Source organism: Oceaniglobus roseus, from assembly GCF_002869745.1.
Taxonomy (GTDB): domain Bacteria; phylum Pseudomonadota; class Alphaproteobacteria; order Rhodobacterales; family Rhodobacteraceae; genus Oceaniglobus; species Oceaniglobus roseus.
In genome coordinates this window covers 19749-45949 of the sequence record NZ_PNOS01000022.1, presented here as the reverse complement: position 1 = coordinate 45949, position 26201 = coordinate 19749, and the positions used below count along the sequence as shown (strand labels likewise).

Sequence of the window (26201 nt, the reverse complement as noted above, 5' to 3'; positions counted from 1 at the left end):
AATCGGCGAGGCCGGGCGCGGGGCCGGTTTCCCGGCTTTGCCGCTTTCGCGGGCGTTTCGCGCCGCCATTTTTTCATGCTGCCTGCGGATTGGGCGTTTCGGGGACGGGCTGCTGAAAATTGTTTCCGCTAACAGGTGCGACGTGTCGCTTTTCGCCCGCGAGACGTCTTTACCCGTCCATCCGGCTCGGCCATAGAACCCTGGCGCCGGGCGAGGGGCGCGATCGTTCGGGGAGGATGCAGCGATGATCGAGACGGCATTGGGGCTGCGCAGCGCGTTCTCGGCGCCGCACCGCCTGGCGGCGAAGGCCGGGGCCGAGGTGCTGGAGGACGGCGGCAGCGCGCTGGAGGCGATGGTCGCCGCGGCGGCGGTGATCGCGGTGGTCTATCCGCACATGAACGGCATCGGCGGCGACGGCTTCTGGCTGGTGAAGCGGCCCGGCGCGCCTGCCTTCGGCATCTTCGCGGGCGGCGGCGCGGCGGCGCTGGCGGATCCGGCGTGGTACCGGGCGCGGGGGCACACCGATGCGATCCCGACCCGCGGCGCCGAGGCGGCGCTGACGGTGCCGGGCACCATCGGCGGCTGGGCGCTGGCGCTGGAGGAGGCGGGGCAGGGCGCGCGGCCCCTTGCCGACCTGCTGGCCCCGGCGATCCGGCTGGCGAGGGAGGGGATCGCCGTCAGCCGCAACCAGTCGGCGGTGACGGCCGAGAAGATCGACGGCCTGCGCGACGTGCCGGGCTTCGCCGAGACCTACCTGATCGGCGGCGAGGTGCCCGCGCCGGGCGCGAAGCTGGTGCAGGCGCCGCTCGCCGCGACGCTGGAGCGGCTGGCCGAGGCGGGGCTCGACGATTTCTACAGGGGCGACATCGCGGCGACCCACGCGCGGTTCCTGGAAGCGCAGGGCGGCCCGCTGCGCGCGTCCGACCTTGCCGGTCATGCCGCGCGCCGGGTGGTGCCGCTAGCCATCGAGACCTCGTGGGGTCGGCTGATGAACATGATCCCGCCGACACAGGGCATGGCCTCGCTCGCGATCCTCGGCGCCTTCGACCGGCTGGGCGTGACCGAGGGCGAAGGCTTTGCCCACTGGCACGGGCTGATCGAGGCGACGAAGCAGGCGTTCATCGTCCGCAACCGCGAGCTTGGCGACGAGCGGGGGATGCGCCGGGCGGCGCAGGAGATGCTGGGGCAGGCCGAGCTCGACGCCATGGCGGCGGCGGTGGACATGGAGCGGGCGCTGCCCTGGCCGCACCGCGCGAAGGACGGCGACACGATCTGGATGGGCGCGGCGGATGCCGGGGGCACCGTGGTCAGCTTCATCCAGAGCGTTTTCTGGGAGTTCGGCTCGGGCCTGACCTGCACCGACACCGGCGTGTTCTTCCAGAACCGCGGCGCCGGCTTCTCGCTGAAGGAGGGGCCGAACCTGCTGACCCCCGGACGCTGCCCGTTCCACACCCTGAACCCCGCGCTGGCCGAGCTGAAGGACGGCCGCGTGATGGCCTATGGCACCATGGGCGGCGAGGGGCAGCCGCAGACCCAGTCGGCGGTCTTCACCCGCTATGCCGCCTTCGGCCAGCCGCTCCAGCAGGCGGTCAGCGCGCCGCGCTGGCTGCTGGGGCGGACATGGGGCGATGCGACCGACAGCCTGAAGGTCGAGGCCGACGCCGACCCCGCGCTGGTCGAGGCGCTGCGCGGCGCGGGCCACGCGGTCGAGACGATCGAGGCGAAGTCCTCGCTCGCCGGGCACGCGGGCGCGGTGGTGCGCCATGCCGACGGGCGCTGCGAGGCGGCGGCGGATCCGCGCAGCGACGGCATCGCGCTGGCCGACTGACCCCGCAGGGCGGCGCGCATTGCGGCAGCGCTGCCCGCTCCTGCGGCGAAATGGCGCCCCGGCAAGAAATGCGGCCGCCGGATGGACCTTTCCGGCGGCCCGCTGCCTTTCCTCCGAGACCAGCCGGGTGCGGGCGCGATGATGCGTGCCCGCGGGACGACCCCGGACGCATCAAGGAGCACAGCATGAACACCCATTCCGACATGCAGGCCGGACAGGACACGGCATTGCCCGGACCCACGACCTCGAAGACGCGGCTTGTGGTCAACGGCACCGAGCGGGTGCTGGAGGTCGACAACCGTACCACCCTGCTCGACGCCCTGCGCGAACACCTCCGGCTGACCGGCACGAAGAAGGGCTGCGATCACGGCCAGTGCGGCGCCTGCACCTGCTTCGTCAACGGCCAGCGGGTCAATTCCTGCCTGTCGCTCGCCGTGATGCACGACGGCGACGAGATCACCACCATCGAGGGGCTCGGAACGCCCGAGGACATGGACCCCCTGCAGGCGGCCTTCGTCGCCCATGACGGCTTCCAGTGCGGCTATTGCACGCCGGGGCAGATCTGCTCGGCCAAGGCGACGCTGGAGGAGCTCCGCGCGGGCATCCCCAGCCACGTCACGAAGGACCTGCTGGCCAACCCGCCGCTGTCCCCCGAGGAGATCAAGGAACGGATGAGCGGCAACATCTGCCGCTGCGGCGCCTACGCCAACATCCTTGAGGCCGTTCTCGACGTCGCGGAGGCCCGGTGATGCGCGCATTCAGTTATGAGAAAGTGAAGAACCCCGCAGGCGCCGCGGCCCGTGCCGCCGAGGTGGCGAACGCCAAGTTCGTGGCGGGGGGCACCAACCTCCTCGACCTGATGAAGCTCGAGATCGAGACGCCGCTGCACCTGATCGACGTCAACGGCCTGGGCCTCGACCGGATCGAGGGGACCGACGACGGCGGTCTCAGGATCGGCACGCTGGTCAGGAACACCGCGCTGGCGGCGGACGAGCGGGTGAAGCGGGACTATCCCGTGCTGACCCGCGCGCTGATGGCCGGCGCCTCGGGGCAGCTGCGCAACAAGGCGACGACCGGGGGCAACCTGCTGCAACGCACGCGCTGCCCGTATTTCTACGACACCGCCATGGCCTGCAACAAGCGCAAGCCCGGATCGGGCTGCGCGGCGCAGGCGCCCGGCGCCTTCTCGCGCCAGCTCGGCGTCGTCGGCGTGTCCGAGGCCTGCATCGCCACCCACCCCTCGGACATGGCCGTGGCGATGCGCGCGCTCGACGCGGTGGTCGAGACAGTGATGCCCGAGGGCGAGACCCGCGCGATCCCGCTGGCCGATTTCCACCTGCTGCCGGGCCACACGCCCGAGGTCGAGACGGCGCTGAAACCGGGCGAGCTGATCACCGCGGTGACGCTACCCGCCCCCGTGGGCGGGCACCAGAGCTATACCAAGGTGCGGGACCGCTCGTCCTATGCCTTCGCGCTGGTCTCGGTCGCGCTGATCCGCCAGCCCGACGGCTCCGGCGCCGTCGCCCTTGGCGGCGTCGCGCCGAAGCCCTGGCGCAACGCCGCGGCGGACAAGCTGCTGCCGGAAGGGGCGAAGGCCGTCATGGCCGAGCTGATGAAGGATGCCCGCCCGACCGAGCAGAACCGCTACAAGATCAAACTGGCGGAGCGCACGCTCGCCTCCGCCCTGAACGAAGCGAAAGGCTGAGGCCATGGATTTCAACACAGCCGCAGAGACCAACATCTTCGACAGGCCGAAGATCCTCGGCAAGGCCGTGCCGCGCCGCGACGGCCCGCTGAAGACCACCGGCCGCGCGCCCTATGCCTACGAACGCCACGACGTCGCCGAGGGGCAGCTCGTCGGCTATCCGCTGGGCTCGGCCATCGCCAAGGGCCGGATCCTGTCGATGGACACCGAGGCGGCCAGGGCCGCGCCGGGCGTGCGCGCCATCGTGACGACGCTCGACATGGAGGCGATGCCGGTCCCGTCCGAGATGCACACCGCGCATCTGTTCGGCGGTGACAAGGTCGAGCACTACCACCAGGCGATCGCCGTTGTCGTCGCCGAGACCTTCGAGCAGGCCCGCGCTGCGACTGCGCTGATCAAGGTGGAGTACGACGCCGACGAGGGGGCCGAGTTCGACCTGCTCGCCGCCTACGAGAAGATGAAGGACACGCCCGTCGACCCCGAAGTGAGCAAGGGCGATTTCGAGACCGCTTTCGCCAATGCCGCCCACCGGATCGACCGGACCTACGTCACCACGCCCCAGAACCACGCCCAGATGGAGCCGCAGGCGACCGTCGCCGCCTGGGACGAGAACGGCAACGTGACGCTCTGGACCTCGAACCAGATGATCCAGTGGGCGAAGAAGGCGGTCGCCAAGACCTTCGAGATGGATGTCGAGAAGGTGCGCGTCGATTCTCCCTACGTCGGCGGCGGCTTCGGCAACAAGCTGTTCATCCGCTCCGACGTGGTGCTCGCCGCGCTCGGCGCGAAGGCGGCGGGACAGCCGGTGAAGCTGGCGATGCCGCGCCCCTTCGTCATGAACAACACCACCCACCGCGCGGGCACGGTGCAGCGCATCCGCATCGGTACCGACGCGCAGGGCAAGATCGTCGCCCTGGCGCACGAGGGCACGTCGAACACGCTGCCCGGCGGCAGCGGCGAGGATGCGACCAACCAGTCGCAGCACTTCTATGCCGCCGACACCCTGCTGATCGCCACCCGCCTGGCCGAGATGCACCTGCCCGAGGCCAACGCGATGCGCGCCCCCGGCGAGGCCTCGGGGCTCATGGGCCTCGAGATGGCGATGGACGAGATGGCCGAGGAGCTGGGGATGGACCCGGTGCAGTTCCGCCTCGTCAACGACACCGACACCAGCCCCGCCACCGGAAAGAAGTTCTCCGACCGCAACTTCGCCCGCTGCCTCACCGAGGGCGCCGAACGCTTCGGCTGGGAGAACCGCAACACCACCCCCGGCAGCCGACGGGAAGGCGACTGGCTGATCGGACATGGCGTGGCGGGGGCGTTCCGGCCCAGCCCGGCGACGACCTCCGGCGCGCGTGTGCGGCTTCAGGCCGACGGTCGGATCATCGTCGAGACCGACATGACCGACATCGGCACCGGCTCCTACACCATCATCGCCCAGACCGTGGCCGAGGCCATGGGCATGGACATCGAGGATGTCGAGGTGCGCCTCGGCGATTCCGCCTTCCCCGTCTCCTCGGGCTCCGGCGGCCAGTTCGGCGCCGTCAGCTCCACCGCGGGCGCCTATGCCGCCTGCACCGCGCTGCGCCGCGAGGTGGCGCGCCGGATCGGCCACAACGACGCCGACGGCCTGAGCTTCGCGCGCGGCAACGTCACGGCGGGGGCGAAGGAGACGCCGCTCGTCGACATCGCGCCCGAGGGCGAGATCGTGGCTGAGGACAAGGTGAAGTTCGGCAGCTTCCGCAAGGACCGGATGGTGGCGACCTTCGCCGCCCATTTCGTCGAGGTGGGGGTGAACGCCTGGACCGGCGAGGTCCGGGTGCGCCGGATGCTCGGGGTCTGCGACGCGGGCCGGATCATGAACCCGACGACGGCACTCAGCCAGGTGATCGGCGGAATGGTCATGGGCGTCGGCGCGGCGCTGAGCGAGGAGATCGCGGTCGACACGGCGAAAGGCGTGTTCATCAACCACGACCTCGCCAATTACGAGGTGCCGGTGCACGCCGACATCCCTGAGCAGGAGGTGGTGTTCCTCGATACGCTCGATCCCGTTTCGGGACCGCTGAAGTCGAAAGGGGTCGGCGAACTCGGCCTCTGCGGCGTGGCGGGGGCGGTGGCGAATGCCGTCTACAACGCGACCGGCGTGCGCGCGCGCGAATACCCGATCACCCTCGACAAGCTGCTCGACGGCTTGCCGGAGGTCTGAGCGACAGGGGCCGGGGCATCGCGCCCCGGCCCTTTCGCGTCACCCATCCCGAACAAGGACCCGCGCCATGCAGATCAGGACCATCACCGACCAGCCCTCCGCCGAAGGCCCCGCCGAATATTTCACCGGCCGCGTGCGTCTGGAGAACGCCTTCTCCTTCCCCGAGCCCGGCCGCACCAACGCCGCCCTCGTGATCTTCGAGCCGGGGGCGCGCACCGCCTGGCACACCCACCCCTACGGCCAGCTCCTCTACGTCGTCTCAGGCGAGGGCTGGGTGCGGTCCGAGGGCGGGGCGAAACGGGCGATCCGCGCGGGCGACACGGTGTTCTTCGAACCCGGCGAACGTCACTGGCACGGTGCCACCGCCACCCGTGCCATGAGCCACGTCGCCGTGCAGGAACGCAAGGACGGCTCCCCGGTGGACTGGCTGGAGCAGGTCAGCAACGTGGACTACCTCGCCGACTAGCGGGAACTGCCCTCCGAACGTCGGAAACGGGGCGCCAAACCGCCCCCATCTTTGCTTCGAAAATATCCTCGGGGGTCCGGGGGCAGACAGCCCCCGGTCCGCGCCCTCCGCCCGCAAGCGCCGCCGGATCAGGGGCACCGCGGGGGGCCGGGGGCGGCAGCCCCCGGCCTTTGCCCCGAAGGATCAGGGCCGCGCCGTGGTCAGGATCCGGCTGTCGAGCGACTGGACCGGTCCGCTCCGTTCGCGCAGCGCCGTGGCGAAGCCCTCGGCGCTTTCCACCGTGGGGCGCAGGCCGTCGAGGATCTGGCTCGAGGTGTGGATCACCAGGATCTTGGTCTTGCCCAGGGTCGAATCGTCGACCTCGAAGGCCAGTTTCGCGCCGTTGCTCGACTGCGCCTCGGCGGTCGAGAAGGCGACGCGGATCGTCACCGGGCCGCTCTGCCCGTCGCGGAGCGCCGCGATGGCGTTCTCGGGGCGGTTCAGGTTGGGCAGCAGGTGGAACACGTTGCCCGACACGTCGAGCGCGGCGACCAGCAGGTAGCCGTCGGTGACGCCCGCCGGAATGGTGACGTCGATCACCGGGTTCTCGCCCACGAAGTAGCGGCCCGTGGGGTTCTCCTGCCCGGTCCTGCCATCGGAGAAGGCGATGGAGAAGCCGCCCGGCGGCGCCTTCGGCAGGGCCGCGTCGATGGTGCAGAGGGTGGGGTTCAGCGTCTCGGTGTCGATCTCGACGCTGCGGGTCCCGGCAATGTTGCCGATGCTGTCCCGGAGTGCGGCGCGGGTGGTGTCGCTCGCCACGCGGCCCTCGACCACCACGGTGGCGTCCAAGCCATAGCCGGTCGGGGGCGGATCCTTCAGCGTCAGCTCCCCGCAGTCCGAATCGCCGGCGAGGATGTCGCGCACCCGGGCGACGTCGAGGATGCGGGGCCCGAGCTCGATGTCGGCAGAGACGTCGAGTCCCGGCGCGATCCCCGGCTCGGCCAGGGCTGCCTGGATCTGGTCGTGCAGGCTGCGGTTCTCGGTCAGGCCGGTGACCGTCGCCGTGTCGCCGGAAAGCTCCAGCGTGTAGCTGTCCAGCGGCTGGAGCAGGTTCAGCAGCGTGGCGACCCCCCCGGCCCAGTCGTCGGCGATGTCGCCGCGGGCGAGGGCGAGGTCGCTCACGCCGCCGCGCCCCTCGAGCTGTGCCTTCAGCGCCGGGTCGGGGACGAAGCCCCTGGCGACCGGCCCGTCGGGCCCGTTCGAGACGGTGAGCGTGAAGGGATCCTGCCGCGGCGGTTTCCCGGTCAGCCCGTCGAGCATCCCGGTGACATAGGCGCCGGTGCCGAGCAGCGCCAGCAGCACCACCGCCAGCACGGCGACGAGCAGGCCGCCGGAGGACTTCTTCGCGGCCGGTGCGGGTGCGGGTGCGGGCTCGCTCCGGACCGGGCGTTTCGGCGGGATCGTGGCGGGGGGGGGGGCGATCACCGTCGCCTCGTCGTCGAAATCGGGGGCGGCGGCAGCGCCCCGGATCATCGCCAGCACCGCCTCGGCGCTTTGCAGGCGCCTGTCGCGGTCCGGATCGGTCATGCGGTCGATGAGCGTCTTCAGCGGCTCGGGCACGCCGGAGGTGTCGAGCGGGCGGTTCTTGACCTCGATCACCTCGATCGGGTTCGCGCCGACATCGGGCTTCCTGCCGCGGAAGGTCGCCAGCAGCAGCGCGCCGAGGGCGTAGATGTCCGAGCGGGCGTCCGCCTGCCCGCTCAGCTGTTCCGGCGCGGCATAGGCGTACTTGCCGGCGAACTCGTTGCCGACGATGGTCTCCGCGCCCGGGTTGCTGTCCTTGGCGATGCCGAAGTCGATGATGACGGCGTCGGCCGGGTCGCCGTTCCTCAGGATGATGTTGTCCGGGGAGAGGTCGCGGTGGGTGATGTTCCGCGCGTGGGCGGCGGCCAGCCCCTCGGCCACCCGCTCGGCCACGGTCAGGAGGTCGGGCGCGCTCATGCCGCCCTCCTTCAGCTTGCGGTCCAGACCCGGCCCCTCGACGTAGTCCATGATCAGAAACACGACCCCGGTCGAGGTGCGCTGGTTGTGGAAGTAGCGCACGATCGCGTCGTGGCGGATCTCGCGGATCGCCTCCTCGCGGGTCATCAGGTTGAGGAAGTCCTCGTTGGTCGAGAACTCCGAGCGCAGCGCCTTCAGCGCGACGGCGTGGCCCGAGATCTCGGAGCGGGCGCGGTACACCTCGGACGTGCCGCCGCGCCCCAGGATCGCCTCGATCCGGTAGGTGTTGTTCAGGACGTCGCCGATCCGGAAGATCGTGCCTTCGGACGGTCCGCTCATCGCGGACCGCCGAGGGAAGCGGGCAGGGGACGTCCGGCGGGTCGCAAGGTCAGCTGATGATCTGGAATTCGACCCGGCGGTTCACGTCGGCCCTGGGGTTCGCGGGATCGAACAGCATCTCCTCGCCCACGCCGGTGGCCACCAGCCGGTCGGCGGCGATGCCGCAATCGGTGACGAGGAACCGCTTCACCTCCTCGGCGCGCAGCTTCGAGAGGCGCTTGTTGTACTCGTCGGTGCCGGAGGCGTCGGTGTGGCCGAGGATGCGGAAGGATTCGTCGCCCGAGGCCTTCATCGCGCCGCAGAGCGCGGTCAGCTTCGGCTTCTGGTCCTCGCGCAGCGCGGCGCTGTCGAAGTCGAACGAGATGTTGATGTTCACCTGCTGCTCGGGCGGCAGGTCGGTCATCCCGATCTCGGCCCCGGTGGGGCGGGCGGCGGTGGTGGTGTCGGTGCCCGTCTGCGGCGTGGTCTGGATGATCTTCAGGCCGCGGGTCTTCTGCTGCTGGAAGCGCTTGGCGATCTCTTCCTGCGTCATCTCGGGCGACTGGGCGGTGGCCGCGAAGGGCGTCAGCGCGGCGAAGGCGGTCAGACCACAGACGAGGGCAAATGTTGCGCGATGCATGATCCTGGACTTTCCGGTAAATGACATTGACCCGACGTTACAGCATCGCAGGCGCCCTGCCAATCGCCGCGACTTCCCGCAAGGGTCAGGAAAACCGGACGTTTTCACGGATTTGTCGGCCGCGCCGGGCCTCTGGCCGTTTGACTTGGGCCCGAGGCTGCCCCATCGTCACCCCGTCCCGACCCAACCGGATAAGCCTGCGGATGCGTGCCGTCATCATCGCCCTGATCTGCGCCATCGTGCTGCTGGCTGGCGGTCTGGTGTGGTTCGCGCTGCACTCCACCTCGGGCGGGGAGATCGACCCCGACCTCGGCTTCACCGACGACATCGGCACCGGCACCGCCGTGGACAGCGCCGCGCGAATCGAGATCGAGCTGATGCGCCAGCAGCTGGAGCAGCTGCAGGAGGCGATCGGCGCGCTGGAGGAACGGGTGCAGGTGCTGGAAAGCCGGCCCTCGGGGGGCTTCGGCGTTCCCGGGGGGCAGGGGCCCGATGCCAATGCGCCCGCGGTCAACACCGGGCCGAACGCGATCCTCGACGCCTATGCCTCGGTCGTGCTGATCGCCAACCGCCGCCAGGTGAACGGCGACCTGTCGGTGGCCAGCCCGCGGTTCCTCGAGGGCTTCATCGGGCGGCCGCGCGAGGTGCTGTCGGACAATTGCGACCCGATGACCAACCCGAAGCTGAAGGCGATGCTCCGGCTCGAGGACGTGGGACCGATCAAGGTCAACATGCTGCAACCCGCGATCGACAGCCTGAAGCGGGTGTTCGACAGGATCAACGCCACCGATCCCGACCTCTATGCCCGGATCAACACCGCCGGTTCGCTCTGCGTGCGGCAGATCCGCGGCACGCGGGGGCGGACCTCGACCCATTCCTTCGGGCTGGCGGTGGACCTGAACATCGACGGCAAGCTCGACACGCTCGGCGACGGGCGCACGCAGATCGGGCTGACCATCCTCGCCGACTTCTTCCGCGCCGAGGGCTGGGTCTGGGGCGCGGGGTTCAGCCGCGAGGATTCGATGCACTTCGAGGTGTCGCGCCAGAAGCTCGAGGAGTGGCGGCAGGCAGGGATTATCTGACTTGACCGGAAGCCCCCCGGCTCCTTGACTGGGGGCAGCCCTGCAACCGGCGCCCCGCGCCATGCCCGGAGGTCCACCATGCGTCCCGCCCGTCTTGCCCGCCTGTTCCTGCTGATCGTCCCCCTCGCGCTGCTGCCCGTGGCGGGCAGCGCGGCCGAGAAGATCGCCCTCGTCATCGGCATGGGGGACTACCGCACCGTTCCGAAGCTGGACAATCCCGTGCCCGATGCCCGCGCCATCGGCACGACGCTGCGCGAGATCGGCTTCCAGGTGACCGAGCTCATGGATGCCGACAGCGCCAAGCTGAGGAAGGCGGTGGAGGATTTCGCCTTCAACGCCGAGGTGGCGGACCTGGCGCTCGTCTACTACGCGGGCCACGGCGTCGAGGTGCAGGGCGAGAACTTCCTGATCCCCGTCGATGCCGATGTGCGCAGCAACAAGGACGTGCAGCGGGTGTCGCTGTCGCTCGACGACCTCTTGGCGGCGGTGGACGGGGCGCGACGGATGCGGGTGGTGATCCTCGATTCCTGCCGTGACGACCCGTTCGGCGGCGCGCTGGACCTCGCCCAGCTGAAGGCGGACAGCGCCGCGGCCGGGGAAGGGCGCGGCATCGGCTCGACCGGCCTCGCCGCGCCCTCGCCGGACCGCGGAACGCTTGTCGCCTTCGCGGCGAAGGACGGGGCGGTGGCGTTGGACGGAACCGGCGACCACAGCCCCTATGCCCAGGCGCTGATCGACACGCTGCCGCAGCCCGGGCTCGAGATCAGCCTGATGTTCCGCAAGGTCCGCGACGAGGTGCTGGCGGTGACCGGCAACCGGCAGGAGCCGCACACCTACGGCTCGCTCTCGGGCACGCCGTTCTTCCTGGCGGGCGGCGACGGGGCGACGGTGCAGCAGGCCTCGTTCGACCCCGACACCGCATGGTCGCGGATCCCGCGCGACCAGGAGGCGCTGCTGGCCTCGCTCGCCGATCAGGGCGACACGCGCTCGATGGTCGGTCTCGCCTACATGCGGCTGAACGCGGCCGACCCGCGCTATGCCCCCGGCCAGGCGGCGGACCTGCTGACCAGGGCGGCGGATGCGGGATCGCCCGAGGCGCAGTTCGAGCTGGCGCAGCTCTACGAGAAGGGGCTGGGCGTCGCGCAGGACTATGCGCGGGCGCTGGAGCTTTACCGGGCCGCGGCCGACCAGGGCTTCGCCGACGCGCTGAACGACCTCGGCTTCCTCTACTACCAGGGCGGGCTCGGGGTGACGCGGGACCCCGCGAAGGGGCTCGACTACTTCCAGCAGGCCGCGGCGATGCGCCATCCGCAGGCGATGTACAACGTCGCGGCGCTGATCGACGACGGCAAGCTGCCCGGCAAGGGACCCGAGGACGCGGCGCTGCTGCTGTACCGCGCGCTGAGGACCGGGGCCGAGGACGTCTATGCCGTGCTGCGCGACCGCCCCGAGAGCTTCACCGAGGCCACGCGCAAGGCCCTGCAGTCGAAGCTGTCGGAATATGCCTTCTACAACGGCGGCATCGACGGCTCGTTCGGGCCCGGCACCCAGCGGGCGATCCGCGCGGCCTATGGCCTCGGCGAGTAGGGGGCGGCCTGGCCTGCCCTGCGGTGCGCCCGTGGGCCGCCGCTGGGCAGACGGTCACATCTTTTCCTTGACGCCCGCGCGGATCAGCCACCAGTTCACGGGGTATGCGGTGGCGAAGCCGCAGAGCATGGCGATCTGCATCATGAACCAGAACTCCACCGTCGGCACCTCCAGCCTGGTGCCGAGAAGGTGGGCGAAGATCCAGAAATGCGCGAGGGCCATGAAGCCGTACATGCCGACCTGCCAGGCGGTCAGAGACAGGGCGTCGGCCTTCACCGCCTGGATCAGGCCCTGCATCGGGGACAGGCCGCGCATCGGCTTGATCGTGAAGTACTGGAACGCGACGCCGAAGGCGAAGGCGACGATGTAGTCCAGCACCCAGACCGCGAAGATCTTTTCGGGGAAGATGCTTTTCCAGCCGAACCAGACCGCGACCGCCGGGACGAAGAAGGCCAGCCATTCGGCCACGATGTCGCCGAGCGTGCAGCCGCTGCCGCAGTGGGCCGCGCCCTTGGCCACCATGCCGGGGAATGGCGTCTTCGCCTTGTTCGGCATCGGCTCGTCCCGCTCCATCGCCGCCGAGACGCGCCTTTCGGTGGCGAGCTTTCCGTAGCTGAAATAGCCCCAGATCGAGATCGGACCGGCGAAGAGCGCGGTCGCAGGCCAGACGACGTTCATGATCCACATGTGCTGCGGATCGCGCCGCTCGTCGACGGCGATGACGAGCGCGCAGGCCAGCCCGAGCAGAAGGGAAAGGATGGAGAGCGCGTGCAACCAGCCGGGAACCATGAAACCTCCTTGATCCTGCGGTACCCGTACCAACAGCAAGGCGGCGCTGATGTTTCCGGCGAAGCCGCGGCGCGGGTTCGGCGCCGCAGGACTTTTCCGCTCAGCCGGCCCGCAGCCCGGCGACGATGTCCGGCAGCGCGTCGAAGTGGTCGAAGGCGTGGGCGTGGGGGATCTCGGCGACGGGGACGTGCCGGTAGCCCTCGGTGAAGAGGGCGAAGGCCAAGCCCGCGCGCTCGGCCGTCTCGCCGTCCACCTCGCTGTCGCCGACATAGAGGGTGGGGCCGCCGCCGAGGTCGCGCATGGCGGCAAGCAGGGGCGCCGGGTCGGGCTTCTTCTGCGGCAGGCTGTCGCCGCCGTAGACGGTGTCCATCCGGCGGGCGAGGTCGAAATGCGCCAGCACGTCGCGGGCCGGGGCCAGCGGCTTGTTGGTGCAGAGGCCCAGCCGGTGGCCCGCCTCGCGCAGCGTGTCGAGCGCGTCGAGGCAGCCGGGATAGAGCGTGGTGCGCGAGGTGGCGCCTTCGTAGAAGTCCATCAGCCGCTCCAGCAGCGCGCCGTGCCGCTCCCGGTCGAGGTCGCGCGCGGCGATGACCTTGTCCATAAGCACCGAGGTGCCGTTGCCGATGAAGCCGATCACGGTCGGCAGGTCGAGCGGCGCCGCGCCGTTCTCCTCCAGCACCTTGTTGACGGCGAAGCGGATGTCGGGGGCGCTGTCGATCAGCGTGCCGTCGAGGTCGAAGATCACGTTCACCAGGCGTTGTCCTTCCATTTGATCGAGCAGCCCACGGCGGGCATCTGCTCGGCCGGGCCGCGGCCGGTTTCTGCGACCCTGCTCATCCCTTCGAACAGGTCGCGCGGCAGATTGTCGAGTCCCCCCTTGCGGCCCGCGCTGTCGAGACGGCCGCGGTACTGGAGCCCGCCCGCGGCGTCGAAGCCGAAGAAGTCGGGCGTGCAGACGGCGCCGTAGGCGCGGCCGACGCTCTGGTCCTCGTCGTGGAGGTAGGGGAAGGGGAAGTCCTTCTCCGCCGCCATGCGCCGCATCTCGGGGAAGCTGTCGGCGGGGTAGGCCGCGGCGTCGTTCGAACAGATCGCGGCGCTGCCGATGCCGAGCGCGGCGAGGTCGCGGGCGTCGCGCACGATCTTGTCGAGCACCGAGAGCACGTAGGGGCAATGGTTGCAGATGAACATGACAAGCGTGCCCTTCGGCCCCGCGACCCTGTCGAGGGTCCAGCGGCTGCCGTCGGTGGCGGGCAGGTCGAAGGGCGGCGCGGGCCGGCCGAAGTCGCAGACGGGGGCGGTGGCCATGGGGATGCTCCGGTTCGGGACGTGACAGGCGGCAGCATAGGGGAAATCCCGCCGGGGGACAGGGCGGGCGGTCGGGACAGCGGCCTACATCGGGGCCGACTTGTCGGGCAGATCGCCCACGAATCGGTCATTTCCGGGCAAATGAGCCGTTCTTTGTGTCCACACAGAAATTTCAGGCGGTATTGCTTGCCAAGCCGGACCGCATCCGGTTTAGTCCGACGAAAGCCTGTGCCGAAAAAACAGGCGAACAGACGGGGAAAACATATGGCTGCTTCCGCTCAGGATGCATCCGCGTTCGTGCAATACGATCGCGTGCAAAAGAGCTATGACGGCGAAACGCTGGTCGTCAAGGACCTCAACCTTTCCATCGGCAAGGGCGAATTCCTGACCATGCTCGGGCCCTCGGGGTCGGGCAAGACCACATGCCTGATGATGCTGGCGGGGTTCGAGACGGCCACCAACGGCGAGATCCGGCTGGACGGGCGAGAGATCAACAACATCCCGCCGCACAAGCGCGGCATCGGCATGGTGTTCCAGAACTATGCCCTGTTCCCCCACATGACGATCAACGAGAACCTGTCCTTCCCGCTGGAAGTGCGCGGCATGGGCAAGGACGAGCGCGAGGAGAAGGTGCGCCGCGCCCTCGACATGGTCGAGATGGGCCGCTTCGGCGCCCGCCGTCCCGCGCAGCTGTCGGGCGGCCAGCAGCAGCGCGTCGCGCTGGCGCGGGCGCTGGTGTTCGAACCCGCGCTGGTGCTGATGGACGAGCCGCTCGGCGCGCTCGACAAGCAGCTGCGCGAGCAGATGCAGTTCGAGATCAAGCACATCTCGGACCGCCTTGGAATCACTGTTGTTTACGTCACCCACGACCAGACCGAGGCGCTGACCATGTCCGACCGCGTGGCGGTGTTCGAGGATGGGCGGATCCAGCAGCTGGCCGCGCCGGACGAGCTGTACGAGCGGCCCTGCAACAGTTTCGTCGCCCAGTTCATCGGCGAGAACAACACGCTGCTCGGCAAGGTCGAGAACATCCAGGGCGGCATCGCCACCGTCCGGCTCGACAGCGGCGACGTGATCGACACGGTGCCGGTCAACGTCGAGCGGGCGGGCGACCGCACGCGGGTGTCGATCCGTCCCGAGCGGGTCGAGATCAACCCCGGGCATCTGGGCGCGAACGCCCACACGCTCGAGGCCGAGGTGCAGGAGTTCATCTACATGGGCGACGTGTTCCGCACGCGCCTGAAGGTCGCGGGGTCGGACGATTTCATCGTCAAGACCCGCAACCAGCACAACCAGCAGCGTCTTCAGCCCGGCCAGAAGGTCCGCATCGGCTGGGTGCCCGAGGACTGCCGGGCGCTGGACGCCTGAGGCACGAGATGTCGACGGTCCGCACCGCGCGGGCCGCGATGAACATGGACGGGCGCGCGTGGTCCGGAGCTGCCCGTTCCTTCGACGAAAAACCGGACTGTATAGGGAGTTACAGTATGAAGTTGAGAAGCATCCTTCTGGCCACAGCGCTTGGCGGCGTCGCCTTCGGAGCGCAGGCTCAGGAAGTCACGGTGATGTCCTGGGGCGGCGCCTATGGCAAGAGCCAGACCGAGGCATATGCCAAGCCCTTCACCGAAGAGACCGGCATCAAGGTGAACATGGTCGACGCCGACAACCCGGCGACCCCGATCAAGGCCCAGGTCGAGGCCGGCAACGTCACCGTCGACGTGGCCGACGTCGAATATTCCGACGCCGTGCGCCTGTGCGACGAGGGCCTGCTGGTCGAGATCGACCAGTCGATCCTGCCCGCGGCGCCCGACGGCACCCCCGCCGCCGACGACTTCATCGAGGGCGCGCTGACCGACTGCGCCGTGGCGAGCATCGTGTGGTCCACCGTCTATGCCTACAACGAGAAGAACGTCGAAGGCACGCCGAGCACCATGGCCGACTTCTTCGACACCGAGAAGTTCCCGGGCAAGCGCGGCCTCAGGAAGTCCGCCAAGGCGAACCTGGAAATGGCGCTGATCGCCGACGGCGTGCCCACGGACGAGGTCTATGACATGCTCGAGACCGACGAGGGCGTGGACCGCGCCTTCGCCAAGCTCGACACGATCAAGGACGACATCGTCTGGTGGGAAGCCGGCGCGCAGCCGCCGCAGCTTCTGGCCGACGGCGAGGTGGTGATGTCCACCGCCTACAACGGGCGCATCTTCAACGCCGCCGTGGGCGAGGGCCAGCCGTTCAAGATCGTCTGGGACGGCCAGATCCTCGACTTCGACCTGTTCGTGATCCCGCGCGGCGCCCCGAACGAGGAAGAGGCGAAGAAGTTCATCGCCTTCGCGACCGACACCCAGCGTCTGGCGGATCAGGCCAAGTGGATCAGCTACGGCCCCGCGCGCAAGTCCTCGGGCCCGCTCGTCGGCACCTACATGGACGGCAAGACCGAGATGGGCCCCGAGATGCCCACGGCCGAGGCCAACATGAAGACCGCTCTGGTGAACAACTTCGAGTTCTGGGCGGACCGTGACGCCGAGCTGAACGAGCGCTTCAACGCCTGGCTGGCGCAGTAACACGACACCGCGGCGTCCCCGTCCCGGGGGCGCCGCAATCAGGACGGCACGACGGCAAGACGGCACGACGGGGGAGAGACGATGAAGAAGGGCTACTGGATGGTGCATGTCACCGTCACCGACCCCGAGAACTATGCCGAATACGTGCGGCTCGACACGCCGGTGGTCGAACGGTTCGGCGGCAGGTTCATCGTGCGGGGCGGCGCCAGCGAGGCGCCGGAGACGCCGCAGAAGGACCGCCACGTGATCGTCGAGTTCCCGAGCTTCGAGGCCGCGAAGGACTGCTACCACTCGGAGGACTACCAGAAGGCCGCCGCGATCCGCCGCGCCCATTCGGACAGCGACATCGTCATCATCGAGGGTACCTGAATGACCGAGACCGCCGCAGATCCCCATGCCGCCGTCGCCATAAACGCGGGCGGAGTCAGTTCCGGCGGCCTGACCACCGCCGACGGCCGCCCCCTGAAGGCCGCCCTTGCCGCCGCGCAGTCCCACGCCAAGCGGCGCGCCTTCCTGCTGGTGCTGCCGCTTCTGCTGTTCGTGCTGATCACCTTCGTCTTCCCGATCGGGCAGATGCTGCACCAGTCGGTCTACAACCCGGGGTTCACCACCAACGTCGACGTCATCACCAAGGAAGAGACGCCGATCATGGTGAACGTGCGCAACTGGTTCGACGCGAACCCGCCCGGCACCGAGCCCGACGAAGCCGCCTTTGAGGCGCTGGCCAAGGATTTCCTGCTGGTGGACGAGCTGCGCGCCGCGGGGTCGGTCGGCACGCGGATCAACTATGACATGTCGGGCACCCGGTCGCTGTTCACCAAGACCGCGCGCAAGGCCGAGGACCTGCAACCGCCCTACAAGGAGGCGATGCTCGACATCGACGAGGAGTGGGGCGACCCCGAGCTCTGGGCGGTGATGCGCGGCGCCTCCTCGGCCTACACGGCGAACTTCTACCTCGCCGCCATCGACCTGACGAGGAACGCGCAGGGCGAGATCGTGAAGGTGCCCGACGACCGCTCGCTCTACATCAAGCTGTTCGTGCGCACGCTTCTGCTGTCGCTGCTCATCACCTTCCTGACCTTCGTCCTGGCCTATCCCGTGGCGCACCTGCTGGCGACGCTGCCGCTGCGCTATTCCAACCTTCTGATGATCTTCGTGCTGCTGCCGTTCTGGACCTCGCTCCTGGTGCGCACGACAAGCTGGATGGTGCTGCTGCAATCCCAGGGCGTGATCAACGACGCGCTGGTGGCGGGGGGGCTTTTGTCCGACGACGGGCGCATCCAGATGATGTACAACCAGACCGGCACGATCATCGCGATGACCCATATCCTGCTGCCGTTCATGATCCTGCCGCTCTATTCCGTGATGCGCCCGATCAACCCCTCCTACGTCCGCGCCGCCCGTTCGCTGGGCGCGACCAGCTGGACCGCGTTCCGGCGCATCTACTTCCCGCAGACGGTGCCGGGGATCGGGGCGGGGGCGCTTCTCGTCTTCATCCTGGCGGTCGGCTACTACATCACGCCGGCCCTCGTGGGCGGCGCCGACGGGCAGCTGATCTCGAACCTCATCGCCTTCCACATGACGAAGTCGCTGAACTGGTCGCTTGCCGCCGCGCTGGCCTCGATCCTGCTTGCGGGCATCCTGCTGCTCTACTGGCTCTACGACCGGCTGATCGGCATCGACAACCTGAAGCTCGGGTGACGCCCATGGTCCCTTGCCTGCCTCGTCCCCCCATGTCCGACCCCAGCAGGGAGCGCTGAGTCATGGCCTTGCCGAAACACGCCGACACGCTGGAGCGGATCTGGCACTATGCCTACATCGTGATCTGCTGCCTGATCTTCCTGTTCCTGATCGCGCCGATCCTGATCGTCATCCCGCTGTCGTTCAACGCCGAACCCTATTTCACCTTCACCCAGAAGATGCTGTCGCTCGACCCGACAGGCTTCTCGGCGCGCTGGTACGACCTGCTTCTGACCTTCGGGATGAACAATGCCGAGGCGCCGCGGGACAGCTCGTGGTGGGCCGATGTCTGGGCCAACGCGGCCTGGGTCAACGCCGCGAAGAACTCGATGATCATCGGCTTCTTCGCGACGATCCTGGCGACGGCCCTCGGCACCCTCGCGGCGCTGGGCCTGTCGCGCCCCGAGATGCCGTTCCGGCGGGCGATCATGGCGATCCTGATCTCGCCGATGATCGTGCCGATCATCATCACCGCGACGGGGCTGTTCTTCTTCTATTCCAAGACCGGCCTCGCCAACACCTACTTCGGGATCATCCTGGCCCACGCCACGCTCGGCATCCCCTTCGTCATCATCACCGTGACGGCGACGCTGGTGGGCTTCGACCATTCGCTGACCCGGGCGGCCGCGAACCTCGGGGCCAATCCGCGGACGACCTTCTTCAAGATCACCTTCCCGCTGATCCTGCCCGGCGCGATCTCGGGCGCGCTCTTCGCATTCGTCACCTCGTTCGACGAGGTGGTGGTGGTGCTGTTCGTCGCCGCCCACGACCAGCAGACGATCCCCCGGCAGATGTGGAACGGCATCCGCGAGCAGATCAGCCCGGCGATCCTGGCGGTGGCGACGATCCTGGTCGTGATCTCCATCGCGCTCCTCGCGACGATCGAGCTGCTGCGCCGCCGGTCCGAGAAGATGCGGGGCATGTCCCCGGCCTGACCGGATGCCCGGCAGCGCCCCCGCCGGCAGCGCTGCCATCGTTTCACGCCCCCTGCGGAGATGCTGCCGGGAAGTCCCTCGCGGCCCGGATTGTCCCCGGACCCGACGCATTTGTGGCCAAATTGATGGTTAACCCTGCACTTGCGGACCTGCCGTCCGCGCACGGGAACCGGAATGGCACAATACGGCATCTACGTCCTTGGCAGGGCAGGGATCGACATCAGCGGCGGCGGCGATCTGAGCGGCCTCACCCAAGGGGACGGCTCGCACCTCGTGGGGCGGACGATCACGCTGACGAGCGGCAACTGGCAGGAGATGTTCCTGAACGATGCCGACACCGCCTTCTCCGACAACGACGGCTCGCAGACCCTGAACGGGTCGCAAAGCCTCGACGGGGTGCAGTACGCGGCGGGCTCGGTCGTCGAGGCGGAGTACACGCTGAACGTTAGCCATGGCGGCAAGACCTATCAGTTGATCGGCTTCAACATCAACAATTCGAACCCAGCCTATGCCACGGTCGAGGGCCTTGCCTTCATTGGCGGGCCCGGCGGCTTTCCTCCGGTCGGCGTGCCGCTGACCGTGACGGGCAGCGGCGAGGGGCCGTCCACCATGCAGGCCGCCGACTATGCGCGGCCGGTCTGTTTCGGGACGGGCACCCGGATCGCCGTGCCGGGCGGCACGCGCGCCGTGGAGGAGTTGCGCGGCGGCGACTGGGTCTGCACCGCGACGGGGCGCGAGCGGGTGCTCTGGGCCGGGGGGCGGCGCTTTCCCTGCCTTGGCAGGACGGCTCCGGTCCGTTTCGCGCCCGGCGCGCTTGGCAACGAGCGGGCGCTCGTGGTCTCGCCGCAGCACCGGATCCTCGTCACCCGCTCGGCGGCGCTGCTGATGTTCGACAGGGCAGAGGTGCTGATTCCGGCGGCGCATTTCGTGAACGGCCGCACGGTGACGCGGATCACCGGAGGCGTGGTCGGCTATCATCATCTGCTGCTGCCCCGCCATGCCATCCTTTGTGGCGACGGCGTGGCGAGCGAGAGCTTCTATCCCGGCCGCCAGGCCCTGATGGGCCTGGATCGGCCGGCGCGGGACGAGATACTGGCGCTGTTTCCGCGCCTCGTCACCGATCCCGGCGCCTACGGTCCCGAGGCCGGCTGCGCCCTGAGGCGCCACGAGGCACGCGCGCTGCTGGCGGCCTGAGGGGCGCGGCTCAGGGCAGGATCGCGAGCCAGACCCAGACGGTGAGGATGGACAGGCCCGTGGCGATCAGCACCGCCGAGGCGGCGACGCGCCGCGCGGTGCCGTACATGTTGGCGAAGACATAGGCGTTCACCCCCGGAGCCATGGCGCCGGTGACGACCGCCGCGCGCAGCGCCTCGGTCGAGATCCCGAGCGCCGTTCCGGTCGCGTAGGCCACGGTCGGGTGGATCACCAGCGAGCAGAGGCAGACCCAGAGGATCGCCTGCATGTCGCCCTCGGGCCTGTAGCGCACCAGCACCCCGCCAAGCCCGAAGAGCGCCGCCGGAAGCGCCGCGCGCACCATCAGGTCCACCGCGTCCTGCATCGGCTTCGGGATCTCGAGCCCCGAGAGGTTCACCGCGAAGCCCGCGAGGATGCCGATGACGAGGGCGTTGCGGAACATCGCGCGGGCAAGCTTCCTGCCGGTGTCGCGGAAGGTGCCGCCCTGGTTGCGGACCATCTCCATCGCCGTCAGCCCGACGGCATAGCAGAACGGCGCGTGCAGCGCGATGATCGCGAAGTTGTAGTCGAGCGCGGCGGTGCCGAAGGCGCGCTCGGAAATCGGCAGGCCGAGCAGGACGGAGTTCGAGAACAGCCCGCAGAAGCCGATGGCGACGCTGTCGGGCCAGGTCCGCCGGAAGATCAGCCGGGCGCCGACCAGCCCCGCGGCGAAGCCCGAAAGCGCGCCGAGGTAGAACGAGAACAGCATCGCCGGATGGAATTCGGTCCCGAGGTCGAGGGTCGAGATGGCGCGGAACAGCAGGCACGGGATCGCGAAGGTCTGGGTGAACTTCATCAGCGCATCGGCGCCGGTGTCCGAGAAGTAGCCGCGCCAGACGGCGAGATAGCCGAAGCCGATCACCAGGAAGACCGGCAGGATGACCTCGATCAGGGCCTGCATCGGGGGGCCTCGGTGCGGTGTGCCGCGTGGGTGCTCTGCTGCGGGCGGCGTGCGCGTGGAGGGTGCGGGATGCCTCCGGCGGGAGTATTTCTGCAAAGAAGAAGCAGGGCGGGGCGCCATGGGCCGGGACCGGCCGTCGTTGCGGCCGGTAGAGGGCGGGCGGAGCGGGGAGGGAGGGCCGACATGGGTCAGGGCCTTCGGGATGGGCGGCCTTGGCCGTGGCGGGGGTCAGTCGGCGGGCAGGGTGATCTGCATGCCGTCGAAGGCGGGGGTGACGTGGGCGGGGGTCTCGGCCTCGAGCGTGGCGTAGTCGAGATCGACGTGCATGTTGGTCAGCACCGCGCGTTTCGGGCGAGCCCGTTCGATCCAGCCCAGCGTCCGGTCGAGATGGCTGTGGGACGGGTGGGGCGTGCGGCGCAGGGCGTCGACGATCCAGACGTCGAGACCGTCGAGCGCGGGCCAGGCGGCGTCGGGGATCTCCAGCACGTCCGGCAGGTAGGCGAGCCCGGCGATGCGGAAGCCGAGGGCGTGGATGTTGCCGTGGTTGACCTCGAAGGGGGCCAGGGTGATCGTGCCGCCGGGGCCGTCGATGGTCACCGGCCCCTCGATCCGGTTCATCTCGCAGATCGGCGGATAGCTCGATCCTTCGGGCTGCACGAAGACATAGCCGAAGCGGGTGCCGAGGCTTTTCTCGGTCGCCGCGTCGGCCCAGAGCGGCAGGCGTTTGCGGGTGTTGAAGACGATCATCCGCAGATCGTCGAGCCCGTGGGTGTGATCGGCATGGGGATGGGTGAACACCACCGCGTCGAGCGTGCCGACGCCCGCGTCGAGCAGCTGCGCGCGCAGGTCGGGGGAGGCGTCGATCAGCACGCGGGTCGTTTGCGCCCCGTCGATCCGCTCGACCAGGAGCGAGCAGCGGCGGCGCGCGTTCTTCGGGTTCGCCGGGTCGCAGTCGCCCCAGTGGCCGCCAAGCCGCGGCACGCCGCCCGAAGAGCCGCAGCCGAGGATGGTGAAGCGGTAGTCGCTCATGCCGGGGCGGTCCAGGCGGCGGCCTTGGCGAACAGGCGGTCGAAGTTCGCCTCGGTGCGCGCGGCAAAGTCGGCATAATCGAGCCCGAAGGTCTCGGCCGCCTTGCGGGCCGTGTGGGCGGTGTAGGCCGGTTCGTTGCGCTTGCCGCGGTTCGGCGGCGGGGCGAGGTAGGGGCTGTCGGTTTCCACGAGGATCCGGTCGAGGGGGGCGGCGGCGAAGATCTCGCGCAGTTCGCCGCTTTTGGGGAAGGCGGTGATGCCGGACATCGACAGGTAGAAGCCAAGGTCGAGCGCCGCCTTCGCCAGCGCGGCGTAGCTGGAGAAGCAGTGCATCACGCAAGCGTAGGGCGCGGCGCGGTGTTCCTCGGTCAGGATCCGGGCCATGTCGTCGTCGGCGTCGCGGGCGTGGATGATGAGGGGCAGGCGGGTGCGGCGCGCGGCCTCGATGTGCAGGCGCAGGCTGTCCTGCTGCTGGGCCGCGCTTTCGGCGGTGTAGTGGTAGTCGAGCCCGGTTTCGCCGATGCCGACGAACTTAGGGTGCTCGGCCAGCGCCACCAGTTCCTCCACTGTCGCCATGGGTTCGGCGGCGACGCTCATCGGGTGGATGCCCGCGGCCCAGAAGACCGGCGCGTGGGCTTCGGACAGGGCGCGGACCGTGGGCGCGTTCTTCAGCTTCGTGCAGATGGTCACCATGCGCCTTACCCCCGCCTCGGCGGCGCGGGCGATCAGGGCCGCGTGCTCGCCCTCGAAATCGGGAAAGTCGAGGTGGCAATGGCTGTCGGTGATGGCCGGTGGCGTCATGGGGATCAGGCGGAGGTGGCCGCCGCGCTCTGGTTCAGGGTCAGTCCCATATCGAGGATGAGCGCGGAAGGGTCAAGGTTGACCGCCTTGCCGTGGGCCATGCGCGCGCCGAGCGACTGCTGGAGGTCGGCCCAATGGCGCCCTGCCTGCGCGTCCGGCGCGAGGCGGGTCAGCAGCGCCCGTTCGCCCCGCGCGATCTCGATCTCCGGCGGCAGGCCCGCGCCGGTGCGCGCGAGGCGCGAGAGCAGGCGGGCGAACAGGCGCAGGGTCAGGTCGAACTTCTCGGCATTGGCGCGGCCGGTCATGGCATTGGCGAGGGACAGGAGCCTGCCGCGGTCCATGTTCGGCGCACCGTCGAGCAGCGCGGCGAGGTCGCGGTAGAGCTTGAGCCCGTCGAGGTGGATCAGGCTCAGCGCCTCGCCCACCGAGCCGCCCGCGAGATCGGCGAGCGCCTCGGCGTCGGCGCCCGGTTCCTCGCCCATGGCGGCCAGCGCGGCGCTCATGTCCCCGGGCGCGAGGGCCGTGCAGCGCAGGGTGCGGCAGCGCGAGCGGATCGTCGGCAGCAGCCGGGCGGGGGCGTGGCTGACGAGGATCAGGGTGGAGCGCTTCGGCGGTTCCTCCCGAAGCTTCAGGAGCGCGTTGGCGGCCTGGGGGTTCATCTCGTCCGCCGCGTCCACGATCACCACGCGCCGCCCGCCCTCGGCCGAGGAAAGCGCTAAGAAGGCGGAGAGGCGGCGCACCTCGTCGACGGTGATGACCGTCTTCAGCTTCTTGTCCTTCTCGTCCCAGGCGCGGCGGATCAGCAGCAGCCCCGGCTCGGACATCGCGCGGGTGCGGCGGGCGACGGGGTGATCGTCGGGGATCGCGAGCGTCGTGGGCGGTTCGGGCGCGAACATGCCCGCCGGTTCGTCCGTCCGGGACAGCAGGAAGCGGGCGATGCGCCAAGCGAGCGTAGCCTTGCCGACGCCGCGGGGGCCGGCGATCAGCCAGGCGTGGTGCATCCGGCCGCCGTTGAAGGCGTCGAGGAAGGCGGCCTCGGCCCCGTGCTGGCCAAACAGCGCGGAGGTTTCCCGCGGGTGGGGGGCGCCTTCGATGCGGTCGGCCTCGAGCGGCTCGTCCTCAGCCATGGGGCACGCCCCGAGGGAGGGCTTCGAGGCGCGGAGCGAGGAGGCGAAGCACCTCGGCCGAGACGGCCTCGGCCGGGCGGTCGCCCGCGACGGTGCGGAAGCGGTCCGGGAACTCGGCGGCGAGGCCGAGGAAGCCGTCGCGCATCCGCGCCTGCATGGCGGCTCCGAAACCTTCGAACCGCTCCTCGGAGGTGCGGCGCGACAGGGCGCGGGCCAGTCCGGTTTCGGGGTCCATGTCGATCAGGAAGGTCAGGTCGGGCTCGCAGCCGATCATCAGCGCGTGCAGCCGGTCGACGAGGGTGCGCAGGTCGCCCCGCGAGAGGCCCTGGTACATCCGGGTAGAATCGGCGAAGCGGTCGCAGACGACGATCTTGCCGGCCGCCAGGGCAGGGCGGATCGTGCGTTCGAGGTGGTCGCGGCGCGCGGCGGTGAACAGCAGGATCTCGGTTTCCGCCGACCAGCGGTCGGGATCGCCCTCCAGCACCAGCGAGCGGATCTGCTCGGCCCCCGGAGAGCCGCCGGGTTCGCGGGTCAGCACCACGTCGAAGCCGCGGTCGCGCAGCGCATTGGCCAGCAGGCGCGCCTGGGTGGACTTGCCCGAGCCGTCGATCCCCTCGAAGGTCAGGAACAGCCCGCCGGTGGGGGAGGCGCCGCTCACTCGAATTCGGCGGCCGTTTCGGGCTTGGCAGCGGCCTGGGGCTCCGCCGCCGGAGCCTCGGTTGCCGAGGTCGCCGCCGGAGCGGCGTCGGGCTGGGGCGTGGCGGCGGGGGCGTCGTCCTCGGCCATGAAGTCCTTCACCAGCTTCAGCGCGGCGGTCTTCAGGTGCGGCACGAACCCGCCCTTGGCCACCGCGCGGTCCGCCAGCAGCGGCACCCGGGCATCGGGCAGGTCGCCAAGCGAGATCACCAGCTCGCCCATCTCCTGCCCCGCGAGGATCGGTGCCTCGAACGGGCCGGTGTAGACGGCGCGCGCCTCGATCCCCTCCTGCAGCAGGGCGGGGACCAGCACCGACACGTCCCGCGCGGCAACAAGGCCCACGGTGGGATCGAGCCCCATCCAGACCTCGGCCTGGGTGATCGGCTGGTCCTTGGTGACGATGGTCTTCTCGACGAACTGGCGGAAGGCCCAGTTGACGATCCGCTCGGCCTCTTCGGCGCGGGCGGTTTCGGACGAAAGCCCGGTGATCACGAAAACGATCCGCCGGCTGCCCGACACGGCCGAGCCGACGAGGCCATAGCCCGCCTCGGAGGTGTGGCCGGTCTTCAGCCCGTCCGCGCCGATCCCGAGCTTCAGGAGCGGGTTGCGGTTGAAGCGGTTCTGCGGCGCGCGGCCGTCGTACTCGAACTCCTTCTCGGAGAAGTAGCCGTAGTATTCGGGGAACTCGGTGATCAGTCGGGTCGCGAGGATGCCGAGGTCGTGCATGCTCATCCGGTGGCGCGGATCCGGCCAGCCCGAGGCATTTGCGAAGGTGGACTGCGTCATCCCCAGGCTCTCGGCCCGCTGGTTCATCATCCGTGCGAAGGCCTCTTCCGTCCCCGCCAGCCCCTCGGCCACGACCACGCAGGCGTCGTTGCCGGAGTTGACGATGATGCCCTGGATCAGCTGCTCGACCGTGGGGCGGTCCCGTTCGTTCAGGAACATGGTCGAGCCCTGCATCGCCTTGGCGCGGGAGGAGACGCCGAACTGGGTGTCCATCGTCACCCGCCCGTCGCGCAGCGCCTCGAACAGCATGTTCAGGGTCATCAGCTTCGACATCGAGGCCGGTGGCAGGGGCACGTCGGCCTGCTTGGACAGAAGCACGGTGTCGGTGGTGATGTCATAGACCCAGGCCGCGCCGGCGCGGGTGTCGAAGGCACGGGCGGGCAGGGCGGCGGCCAGCACGATCACCATCGCGGCGGCCAGGCGGAAGGGTCGGATCAGGGTCATGGTCGGCCTCCAGCGGGTCGGTTGTTCGGCACGGCAGGGGGTGGCACGG

General features: G+C 69.5%; 24 protein-coding genes. 13 read left to right on the top strand and 11 right to left on the bottom strand.

What is annotated here, in order from left to right; translation table 11 throughout:
* The first annotated feature begins 244 nt into the window (after positions 1-244).
* The 5 genes from A7B20_RS12210 (at position 245) to A7B20_RS12190 (ending at position 6205) form a co-directional block, all read left to right on the top strand.
* On the top strand, positions 245-1828 hold the full coding sequence (locus A7B20_RS12210) for a gamma-glutamyltransferase family protein (protein ID WP_102108862.1): 1584 nt from the start codon (positions 245-247) through the stop codon (positions 1826-1828).
* A 185-nt stretch (positions 1829-2013) separates the two neighbouring features.
* A complete protein-coding gene (gene paoA, locus A7B20_RS12205) occupies positions 2014-2577 on the top strand; it encodes an aldehyde dehydrogenase iron-sulfur subunit PaoA (RefSeq protein ID WP_281260100.1) in 564 nt (187 codons plus the stop codon).
* Positions 2577-3533, top strand: a complete 957-nt coding sequence (locus A7B20_RS12200; RefSeq protein WP_102108860.1) for an FAD binding domain-containing protein — start codon at positions 2577-2579, stop codon at positions 3531-3533. Before paoA ends, A7B20_RS12200 begins: the two co-directional genes overlap by 1 nt.
* Before the next feature lie 4 nt (positions 3534-3537).
* On the top strand, positions 3538-5739 hold the full coding sequence (locus A7B20_RS12195; protein WP_102108859.1) for a xanthine dehydrogenase family protein molybdopterin-binding subunit: 2202 nt from the start codon (positions 3538-3540) through the stop codon (positions 5737-5739).
* A 67-nt stretch (positions 5740-5806) separates the two neighbouring features.
* Positions 5807-6205 carry a (R)-mandelonitrile lyase gene (locus A7B20_RS12190; protein ID WP_102108858.1) on the top strand — a complete coding sequence of 133 codons (399 nt, stop codon included), beginning with the start codon at positions 5807-5809 and terminating at the stop codon, positions 6203-6205.
* Positions 6206-6388: 183 nt separating this feature from the next.
* Here A7B20_RS12190 and A7B20_RS12185 read toward each other — a convergent pair whose 3' ends face one another.
* Positions 6389-8524 (bottom strand): serine/threonine protein kinase, encoded by a 2136-nt coding sequence (locus A7B20_RS12185; RefSeq protein WP_102108857.1) that lies wholly within the window; start codon positions 8522-8524, stop codon positions 6389-6391.
* Positions 8525-8573: 49 nt separating this feature from the next.
* A complete protein-coding gene (locus A7B20_RS12180) occupies positions 8574-9143 on the bottom strand; it encodes an OmpA family protein (RefSeq protein ID WP_102108856.1) in 570 nt (189 codons plus the stop codon).
* Positions 9144-9346: 203 nt separating this feature from the next.
* On the opposite strand from A7B20_RS12180, the gene A7B20_RS12175 reads away from it, so the two are divergent.
* Together A7B20_RS12175 and A7B20_RS12170 are read left to right on the top strand one after the other, a co-directional pair.
* On the top strand, positions 9347-10225 hold the full coding sequence (locus A7B20_RS12175) for a M15 family metallopeptidase (RefSeq protein ID WP_102108855.1): 879 nt from the start codon (positions 9347-9349) through the stop codon (positions 10223-10225).
* Positions 10226-10303: 78 nt separating this feature from the next.
* The gene (locus A7B20_RS12170; protein ID WP_102108854.1) at positions 10304-11812 is read left to right on the top strand and encodes a caspase family protein; all 1509 of its coding nucleotides are present in this window, start codon (positions 10304-10306) and stop codon (positions 11810-11812) included.
* A gap of 54 nt (positions 11813-11866) precedes the next feature.
* Here A7B20_RS12170 and A7B20_RS12165 read toward each other — a convergent pair whose 3' ends face one another.
* From A7B20_RS12165 to A7B20_RS12155, 3 genes are all read right to left on the bottom strand, one after another.
* The gene (locus tag A7B20_RS12165; protein WP_102108853.1) at positions 11867-12601 is read right to left on the bottom strand and encodes a DUF4396 domain-containing protein; all 735 of its coding nucleotides are present in this window, start codon (positions 12599-12601) and stop codon (positions 11867-11869) included.
* A 100-nt stretch (positions 12602-12701) separates the two neighbouring features.
* On the bottom strand, positions 12702-13367 hold the full coding sequence (gph, locus tag A7B20_RS12160) for a phosphoglycolate phosphatase (RefSeq protein WP_425437163.1): 666 nt from the start codon (positions 13365-13367) through the stop codon (positions 12702-12704).
* Entirely contained in the window at positions 13346-13903 is a 558-nt protein-coding gene (locus tag A7B20_RS12155) for a thioredoxin family protein (protein WP_102108852.1), read from the bottom strand. Before A7B20_RS12155 ends, gph begins: the two co-directional genes overlap by 22 nt.
* Before the next feature lie 264 nt (positions 13904-14167).
* Between A7B20_RS12155 and A7B20_RS12150 the strand changes: the two genes are divergently transcribed.
* From A7B20_RS12150 to A7B20_RS12125, 6 genes are all read left to right on the top strand, one after another.
* The gene (locus A7B20_RS12150) at positions 14168-15271 is read left to right on the top strand and encodes an ABC transporter ATP-binding protein (protein WP_102108851.1); all 1104 of its coding nucleotides are present in this window, start codon (positions 14168-14170) and stop codon (positions 15269-15271) included.
* A gap of 116 nt (positions 15272-15387) precedes the next feature.
* Complete coding sequence (locus A7B20_RS12145; RefSeq protein ID WP_102108850.1) at positions 15388-16461, top strand: ABC transporter substrate-binding protein; 1074 nt, start codon at positions 15388-15390, stop codon at positions 16459-16461.
* An 81-nt stretch (positions 16462-16542) separates the two neighbouring features.
* Positions 16543-16830, top strand: a complete 288-nt coding sequence (locus A7B20_RS12140; protein ID WP_102108849.1) for a DUF1330 domain-containing protein — start codon at positions 16543-16545, stop codon at positions 16828-16830.
* Complete coding sequence (locus A7B20_RS12135) at positions 16831-18162, top strand: ABC transporter permease (RefSeq protein WP_102108848.1); 1332 nt, start codon at positions 16831-16833, stop codon at positions 18160-18162.
* Positions 18163-18224: 62 nt separating this feature from the next.
* On the top strand, positions 18225-19136 hold the full coding sequence (locus tag A7B20_RS12130) for an ABC transporter permease (protein ID WP_102108847.1): 912 nt from the start codon (positions 18225-18227) through the stop codon (positions 19134-19136).
* Positions 19137-19310: 174 nt separating this feature from the next.
* Entirely contained in the window at positions 19311-20330 is a 1020-nt protein-coding gene (locus A7B20_RS12125; protein WP_102108846.1) for a Hint domain-containing protein, read from the top strand.
* A gap of 10 nt (positions 20331-20340) precedes the next feature.
* Here the strand turns inward: A7B20_RS12125 and A7B20_RS12120 are convergent, their stop codons facing one another.
* From A7B20_RS12120 to A7B20_RS12095, 6 genes are all read right to left on the bottom strand, one after another.
* Positions 20341-21270: an AEC family transporter gene (locus A7B20_RS12120; protein ID WP_102108845.1), complete on the bottom strand. Its 930-nt coding sequence runs from the start codon at positions 21268-21270 to the stop codon at positions 20341-20343.
* Positions 21271-21498: 228 nt separating this feature from the next.
* On the bottom strand, positions 21499-22299 hold the full coding sequence (locus tag A7B20_RS12115) for an MBL fold metallo-hydrolase (protein WP_102108844.1): 801 nt from the start codon (positions 22297-22299) through the stop codon (positions 21499-21501).
* Complete coding sequence (locus tag A7B20_RS12110; protein ID WP_172961009.1) at positions 22296-23099, bottom strand: TatD family hydrolase; 804 nt, start codon at positions 23097-23099, stop codon at positions 22296-22298. Before A7B20_RS12110 ends, A7B20_RS12115 begins: the two co-directional genes overlap by 4 nt.
* A 5-nt stretch (positions 23100-23104) precedes the next feature.
* Positions 23105-24226, bottom strand: coding sequence for a DNA polymerase III subunit delta' (locus tag A7B20_RS12105; RefSeq protein WP_102108842.1), 1122 nt, complete (start codon positions 24224-24226; stop codon positions 23105-23107).
* The gene (tmk, locus tag A7B20_RS12100; RefSeq protein ID WP_102108841.1) at positions 24219-24884 is read right to left on the bottom strand and encodes a dTMP kinase; all 666 of its coding nucleotides are present in this window, start codon (positions 24882-24884) and stop codon (positions 24219-24221) included. The genes A7B20_RS12105 and tmk overlap by 8 nt, the downstream gene beginning before the upstream one ends.
* Positions 24881-26152, bottom strand: a complete 1272-nt coding sequence (locus tag A7B20_RS12095; RefSeq protein ID WP_102108840.1) for a D-alanyl-D-alanine carboxypeptidase family protein — start codon at positions 26150-26152, stop codon at positions 24881-24883. The genes tmk and A7B20_RS12095 overlap by 4 nt, the downstream gene beginning before the upstream one ends.
* Positions 26153-26201: the final 49 nt, after the last annotated feature.